The following is a 6,386-nucleotide window of genomic DNA, read 5'->3' on the forward strand; positions in this document are numbered from 1 at the left end:
GACCGTGCCGTCGCGGTGGCCTTCGACAAGGCCCGCGGGCTGCACGGGTCGCCGCGCCTGCATGCGGATCTGCGTGCTGACGGGTGGACGGTGACCGAGAAGACTGTCGCTGATTCGATGTGTCGTCAGGGCCTGGTGGCGCGGCGGATCCGCCGGCGCAACGGGCTGACCCGCCAGGACAGAACCGCTCCGAAGTTCCCCGATTTGTTGGGTCGCGATTTCACCGCACAGTGCCCCGATGAACGGTGGGTCGGAGACATCACCGAGATCCCGACCGCGGCGGGCAAGCTGTATCTGGCCACGGTCATCGACCTCTACAGTCGCCGTCTGTTGGGTGCGGCCACCAGTCGCCACCCGGATGCTGCGTTGGCGTGTGCGGCCATCGAGATGGCGGTCGCCACGCGGGGCGGTAAGCAGGCGATATGGCGTGACGACGATGCGCAGAAGCTGATTTTTCACACCGATCGCGGGTCGACGTACACTGCGAAACGGTTCACCAAGCTGTGCCGGAAGATGGGTATCCGGCAGTCGATGGGGCGTGTCGGATCGTGCCTGTTAACCGGCTAATCCGGGGCCCAGGGCTACGGTGAAATGAACACGCCGCCAACAGAAGATACTTGACCGGTGCTGACGGTAGGGTTACACCTGTCTCATGACGGATCGGCAACCGCTGTATCTGGAACCTGGCACTGAGGTTGCCTGGCAGTTGGCCGGTGACCATGCCGGAGAGTACGTGGTGGTCAACGATTATCTCGGCTATCTGGCCGATCGAAACTACTCGGCGCGCACGTTACGGGCCTACGGCTACGATCTGTTGGCGTTTTGCAGGTGGCTCGACGAGTCTGATCTTGCGTTGGAATCAGTAACTACGACATCGCTTCTCGACTTCATGCGGTTCTGTCGGCAGGCGTCGATTCCGGGCCGCCCGGCCAATGTGTTGTCGATGACTGGGCAACGGCTCGATCGGTACTCGCCGACCACCATCAACCACCGACTCGCGGCGTTGACGGGGTTGTTCACCTATCGCAGCATCACCGATCCTGACCTGGTCAATCCGGTCCCGAGTGGGCGTGAAGCACGCCGCGTCACCGCCGAGGAACGCAACGCCCTGCTCGGTCATCTGGTCAAGCCGAAGAAGCGGTCAGCGTTGCGGCTACGCGAACCGCGTCGGCTCCCTCGGGCGCTGGATCGTCGCGAGACCGCAGATCTGGTGGCGAGCCTGCGCACCTGGCGGGACCGGTCGTTGGCCGGTTTGATGTTGTTGTCGGGGTTACGCTCGTGCGAGTTGCTGACCCTGGATGTGACCGATGTCGATATCGGCGCCCGCTGGGTTCGGGTTCTGGGCAAGGGCGGCAAGGAACGCCGGGTGCCCCTCGATGTTGAGGTGGCTGGCCTGATTCACACCTACGTCCTCACCGAGCGGCCCGAATCATCCAGTAGCCGTTTGTTTCTAGTGGCGAAGGGACCGCACCGGGGTCAGCCGCTGACCGCGGCCGGACTACGCACGATCTTCCGCTACCACCGCCTCAAATCCGGCGTGACCGCCGGCCACCCCCACGCGCTGCGTCACACCTTCGGCACCGCGATGGCCGAAGCCGGTGTCGATCTGGCGGTGATGCAAGCGCTGCTCGGCCACGCTCACGTCGATACCACAGCCCGCTATATCCATTTGACCCCGACACATGTCAAAGCAGAGTTCGATGCAGCACGCACACGACTTCGCACCCAGACCTGAGACACCGGCAGAGGTCCAGGCCGCCTACCTCGCCCATCTGCGGCGGCGTGGCCGCGGCAACCCGGCCTACACGCAGGCGGCACGCTCATTCCTCAACCGCTGGCCCACCGTCGCCGACTGGGCCGCCGAACCTCTCGACAAACGCCTGGCCGCGAACTGCTCCACCCGCCCGTTCATCACGTTTCTGATGGTCAGCGGCCGACTTGCACCCGGATACGACTACCTCGTGTACCGCAAGCTCAGCAGCATCTGGCTGGAACTGGCAGTCAGTCCACTCAACGCTGATCTTCAGCGCTTTGTCAGTACGGCAAAGGAATTGGGGTTCACCGACCGGGTGGCATCGGCGATCGCCTCACAGATCATCGCGCGGTTGCTCATCCAGACCCAGCGCCCGTTGACCGGCCTGTGCGAGGACGACCTCGCCGACCTCCTGCAGGCGTGCAGACTGCGCGAAGAACACACCGGGCGCGGCGCGAAGCACTACCGCAGTACCCTGCACAGTGCGCGGCAGATCCTGTTCCATCTGGGCATCCTCGATTCCGAGGCGCCACCGGCGACGACCGCGCACAGCCTCGAGGATCGGATGGCCGATGTGCCGGCAGCGCTGCGCCCGGCATTCGTGGGCTACCTCAACCGCAAGTACGCCACCTGTGCACCGAAAACCGTCAGCAGCATCGCGACCCGGCTCGCGCATTTCGGTCGCTTCCTGGCTGTCACCGACCCCGAGTTGACCTCGCTGGCCCACCTCGACCGCCGACGCCATGTCGAACCGTACCTGGCGTCGTTGCCCACCGCCGTCAACAGTGTCACCGGTGCACCCATCACCGTGGCCGATCGGATCAGACGCGTGCACGCGGTCGGTCATTTCCTGGCCGAGATCACCGAGTGGGGATGGGACGACGCGCCAGCGCGCAAACTGATCTTCCGTGGCGACCTGCCTCGCCCGCAACGGTTTCTGCCGCGCTACCTACCCGTAAATTCCGATCGCAGGCTTGCTGCAGCGCTGGCAGATTCGCCGTATCATCTGGCCGCGGACGCCCTGCTGTTGCAGCGGGCGTGTGGGTTGCGAATCGGGGAACTCCTCGACCTCGAACTCGACTGCATCCATGAGATCCCGGGGCAAGGGTCATGGCTGAAAGTGCCACTGGGCAAACTGGATTCCGAACGCATGGTGCCCATCGACGACGACGTCCTCACTCTCGTCGACCGCATCACCACCACCCGCACTCACGGCCGGCCGTTACGTCACCCCCGCACCGGTGCTCCAGCCGACTTCCTGTTCACCCACCACGGAAAACGTCTTTCACAGAACGCGTTACGCGCCGAACTCAACCGGGCAGCCGCGGCCGCCGGGCTCGACCACATCACCCCGCACCAACTGCGCCACACCTATGCCACCGCCCTGGTCAACGCCGGGGTTTCCCTGCAAGCGCTTATGGCGCTGCTCGGACACGTCTCCACCCAAATGAGTCTGCGCTACGCGCACCTGTTCGACTCCACCGTCCGCACCGAATACGAGCGAGCCCTCGACCTCGCCAAGAGCCAGATCGGCACACTCGCCGTCGACCGGCCTCAACTCCCGATCACCGATATCACCGGATCCGACTGGAAACATGCTCCGGCCATCAAGTCGCGCCTGGCCGGCGGCTACTGCCTGCGGGCACCCGCCCAGGGAACCTGCCCGTATGCCAACATCTGTGAACATTGTCCCAGCTTCCACACCGACGCCACCCATCTCGGAGTCCTTGCTGCGCAACGCATTGATGCTCAACAGCTCGCCGAGGATGCCGAGTCGCGTGGCTGGATCGACGAGGCGCGCCGCCACCAGCAACTCGTCACCCGCCTCGATACTCTCATCGCCAGCACCACCGAGACTGCATGAGCAGCAAAGCCCTAGTCGAGGTTGAACGAACCTGCGCCGAGCTCGCCGCCGCAGGCCAACCGATCACATTCACCGCAGTCGCTGCCCGCACCAAGATCGGTCGTGCGACCCTATACCGCAACACCGAAATACGCGCCATCATCGATGAACACCGCACTCGACAGACCGACGCCCGCACACTCACCGGCCTCGCTACCGAAGTTGCGCACCTGCGAACGATCGTCGAGAGCCTCGCCGACACCGTCGCCCAGCACGACGAACAACTGCGTCGGCAACGCCGCAAACCGGATCGACAATGAACCATCCGGCCGATCGTTGCCGCAGGCTCGACCACTATTAGCCAGTCAATGTTTCGACAACGCCGCCGCCGAAGCATTCTTCTCATCCCTGGAGTGGGAAGTGTTGTCACGCAATGATTTCAACACTATCATGGAGGCGCGGGCCGTCGTGTTGGAGTGGTGCTACGGTTTCTACAACCACCAGCGCCGGCACAGCACGATCGGGATGGTGAGTCCGGTCGACTACGAGAACGCCGCACTGACCGAGCCCGAAGCCGCATAGAGGAGTCCTCCACGATTCCGGGGGAACCACAACTCCCAGGAACAGGCGAGTGCGGTGGGGTTGTCGCGTCGGTCGACCGCGCAGTAGTGCGGGTTGCTGCTGAAGACGCCGCCGCCCATCGACGACCGCAGGTTGGTATCGAGGTTTTCGGGCAGGTTGATCTCGAGTTTGATCTGGGCGACGTATCCGGGCTTGTTCACCCGGCTCACATCGAAGAATTTCACACCGCCGGAACCGAGTTCGTCGACGGTGATGATGTGCGGGCGGCCCCGGTAGGTCACCGGGATGGTGTGCTGATTCACCTGCCCGTCCGGCCAGAGGTATGCCGCCTCGTGCGGCACCTGCGGGTAGGGCGCGCGGCGCTGTACGTCGCTGATGTCGAGGACGGTGACACCGGCCGCGTTGGACAGGAACATCCGGTTACCGTCAGGGGTGATTCCGAACCCGTGTCCGACGAAGCTGTGCAGTCCTTGCCAGATCACGTGTGGTGCAGCCGGATTAGAGATGTCGATGGCGGTCAGATGGCCGGGGGAGATACCCGAGGCCCAATAGGTTCGGCCATCGGGGGAGAACCCGCCCTCGTGCGAGGTGAACGGCAGCGGTGTGGCCGTGCCGGGGCCGTGGTTGAGCAGTTTCGGGTGCGCGCAGTCGGAGATGTCGTAGACCGAGAAGAATCCACCGCCCCACAGCAGCGGAACGGAGGTGGCGGCCAACAGTTTGCGTTCCTCGTTGACCTTGAGCGTCTCCCAGGTGCCGCCGCGCATGGCGGGTTCGGTCAGCGAGCCGACGATCCTGGGACTGCGGGGATTGGCGACGTCGACCACCTGCACGCCCGGCTGCGGCACCAAGTTGGTGCCGGGGAACAGGCTTCCGGTGTAGCTGCAGTGGTCGAAAGTCGCCGAGACGATACCGCCGCCCGAGCCACGCACCTGGCCGACTTCTGCCATGTTGCAGCGGTAGCCGAGGCGTGTGCGACCCGAGTTGCGGTCCTCGGCGCTGACGTCACCCTGCAGACCGCGTTCGGGCAGGTCGCCGGGGCCGCATTCCGCTCTCGCGACTGACTTCTCCGAGATGTCGGGGAAGTAGTGGGTTGCGGCGCTCGCGGCAGCGGCGCTCATCGTCGCGAGCGTCACGGCAATGGCGAACAGCGCGCACGACACCAGCGCCCGGTGGCCGGGCGAGGATCGATGCGCGTCGACGAGCAGCGATCGGTGAGACACAGCCGACTCCCCCCAGAGTGGGACAGTTGATCCGCTCAACCTAATCGCAGGAGTTGGTTTCTATGGGCGGTTTCGGCGATATCGGCACGACCGGATGACGAGCGTTGGCGTCGGCTCACCCGGATGATGCTCGTCGATGGCCTTAATCTCAACCAGTGACCATTTCCACCTACCGCGTCCAGAATCCCGCTACGGGCGAAGTGCTGGAGGCCTTTGACACGGCCGGCGATGCGGATATCGCCGATGCCATCGAACGTGCCGATGACGTCTATCGGGAGTGGCGGATGCGGAGTGTGCATGACCGGGCCGGAGCGATCCAACGTATCGCAGACCTGGTCCGGGAGCGCTCGGCCGAATTGGCGAGGATGATCTCGCTGGAGATGGGCAAGTCGACCTCGGAGGCGGTGGAGGAGGTCGAGTTCGCCGCCTCGATCTTCGAGTACTACGCCGTGCACGGTCCGAGCCTCATCACCGACTACGAAATCCCCAGCTCGATCCCCGGAAAGGCCCGCATCGAGCAGCGACCGATCGGAGTGCTGCTGGGGGTGATGCCGTGGAACTTCCCGACTACCAGTCGGCACGCTTTGCTGCCCCGAACCTGCTGTTGGGCAACACCATTCTGCTGAAGCATGCGGAGATATGTGCACGTTCCTCGTTGACCGTTCAGGAGATCATCGAGCAGGCCGGGGTGCCCTGCGGGGGCTATCAGAACGTGTTCGCCTCGCATGAGCAGGTGTCGACGATCATCGCCGATCCGCGCGTGCGAGGGGTCTCCCTGACCGGTTCGGAGCGTGCGGGTGCGGTGATCGGACAGCAGGCGGGCAAACACCTCAAGAAGTGTGTGTTGGAACTTGGGGGCATCGACCCGATGGTCGTGCTCGACGCAGACGATGTTGAATCGTCCTGGGTCGAGTGGAGGCCTTGGTTATGCCACCTCCGTTTCGGGGGTGACGCGCTCACGGTAGCTGGTTTCGTAGTCGATCGGCGT

The 6,386-nt window shown here is 64.2% G+C and carries 4 protein-coding genes and 3 pseudogenes; 6 read left to right on the forward strand and 1 reads right to left on the reverse strand.

All coding sequences use genetic code 11. The features are described 5' to 3' along the window. From ACIGKQ_RS25045 to ACIGKQ_RS25065, 5 genes and pseudogenes are all read left to right on the forward strand, one after another. Positions 1–567, forward strand: a 567-nt coding sequence (locus tag ACIGKQ_RS25045; protein ID WP_396575164.1) for an IS3 family transposase, incomplete at its 5' end; no start/stop codon positions are given. Between the two features lie 85 nt (positions 568–652). After that, complete coding sequence (locus tag ACIGKQ_RS25050; RefSeq protein ID WP_266063940.1) at positions 653–1,735, forward strand: tyrosine-type recombinase/integrase; 1,083 nt, start codon at positions 653–655, stop codon at positions 1,733–1,735. Next, the gene (locus tag ACIGKQ_RS25055; protein WP_235726273.1) at positions 1,701–3,617 is read left to right on the forward strand and encodes a tyrosine-type recombinase/integrase; all 1,917 of its coding nucleotides are present in this window, start codon (positions 1,701–1,703) and stop codon (positions 3,615–3,617) included. The genes ACIGKQ_RS25050 and ACIGKQ_RS25055 overlap by 35 nt, the downstream gene beginning before the upstream one ends. Then, on the forward strand, positions 3,614–3,916 hold the full coding sequence (locus ACIGKQ_RS25060; protein WP_235726272.1) for a DUF6262 family protein: 303 nt from the start codon (positions 3,614–3,616) through the stop codon (positions 3,914–3,916). Before ACIGKQ_RS25055 ends, ACIGKQ_RS25060 begins: the two co-directional genes overlap by 4 nt. 49 nt (positions 3,917–3,965) lie before the next feature. Next, positions 3,966–4,178: pseudogene (locus ACIGKQ_RS25065) on the forward strand (IS3 family transposase); the annotation flags it as partial. A gap of 32 nt (positions 4,179–4,210) precedes the next feature. Here the strand turns inward: ACIGKQ_RS25065 and ACIGKQ_RS25070 are convergent. Next, positions 4,211–5,296: pseudogene (locus tag ACIGKQ_RS25070) on the reverse strand (LVIVD repeat-containing protein); the annotation flags it as partial. Positions 5,297–5,598: 302 nt separating this feature from the next. On the opposite strand from ACIGKQ_RS25070, the pseudogene ACIGKQ_RS25075 reads away from it, so the two are divergent. Continuing rightward, positions 5,599–6,386 (forward strand): annotated as a pseudogene (locus ACIGKQ_RS25075) (aldehyde dehydrogenase family protein); the annotation flags it as partial.

Origin of the sequence: Gordonia sp. NPDC062954 (assembly GCF_044543825.1) — a bacterium.
Classification (GTDB): domain Bacteria; phylum Actinomycetota; class Actinomycetes; order Mycobacteriales; family Mycobacteriaceae; genus Gordonia; species Gordonia tangerina.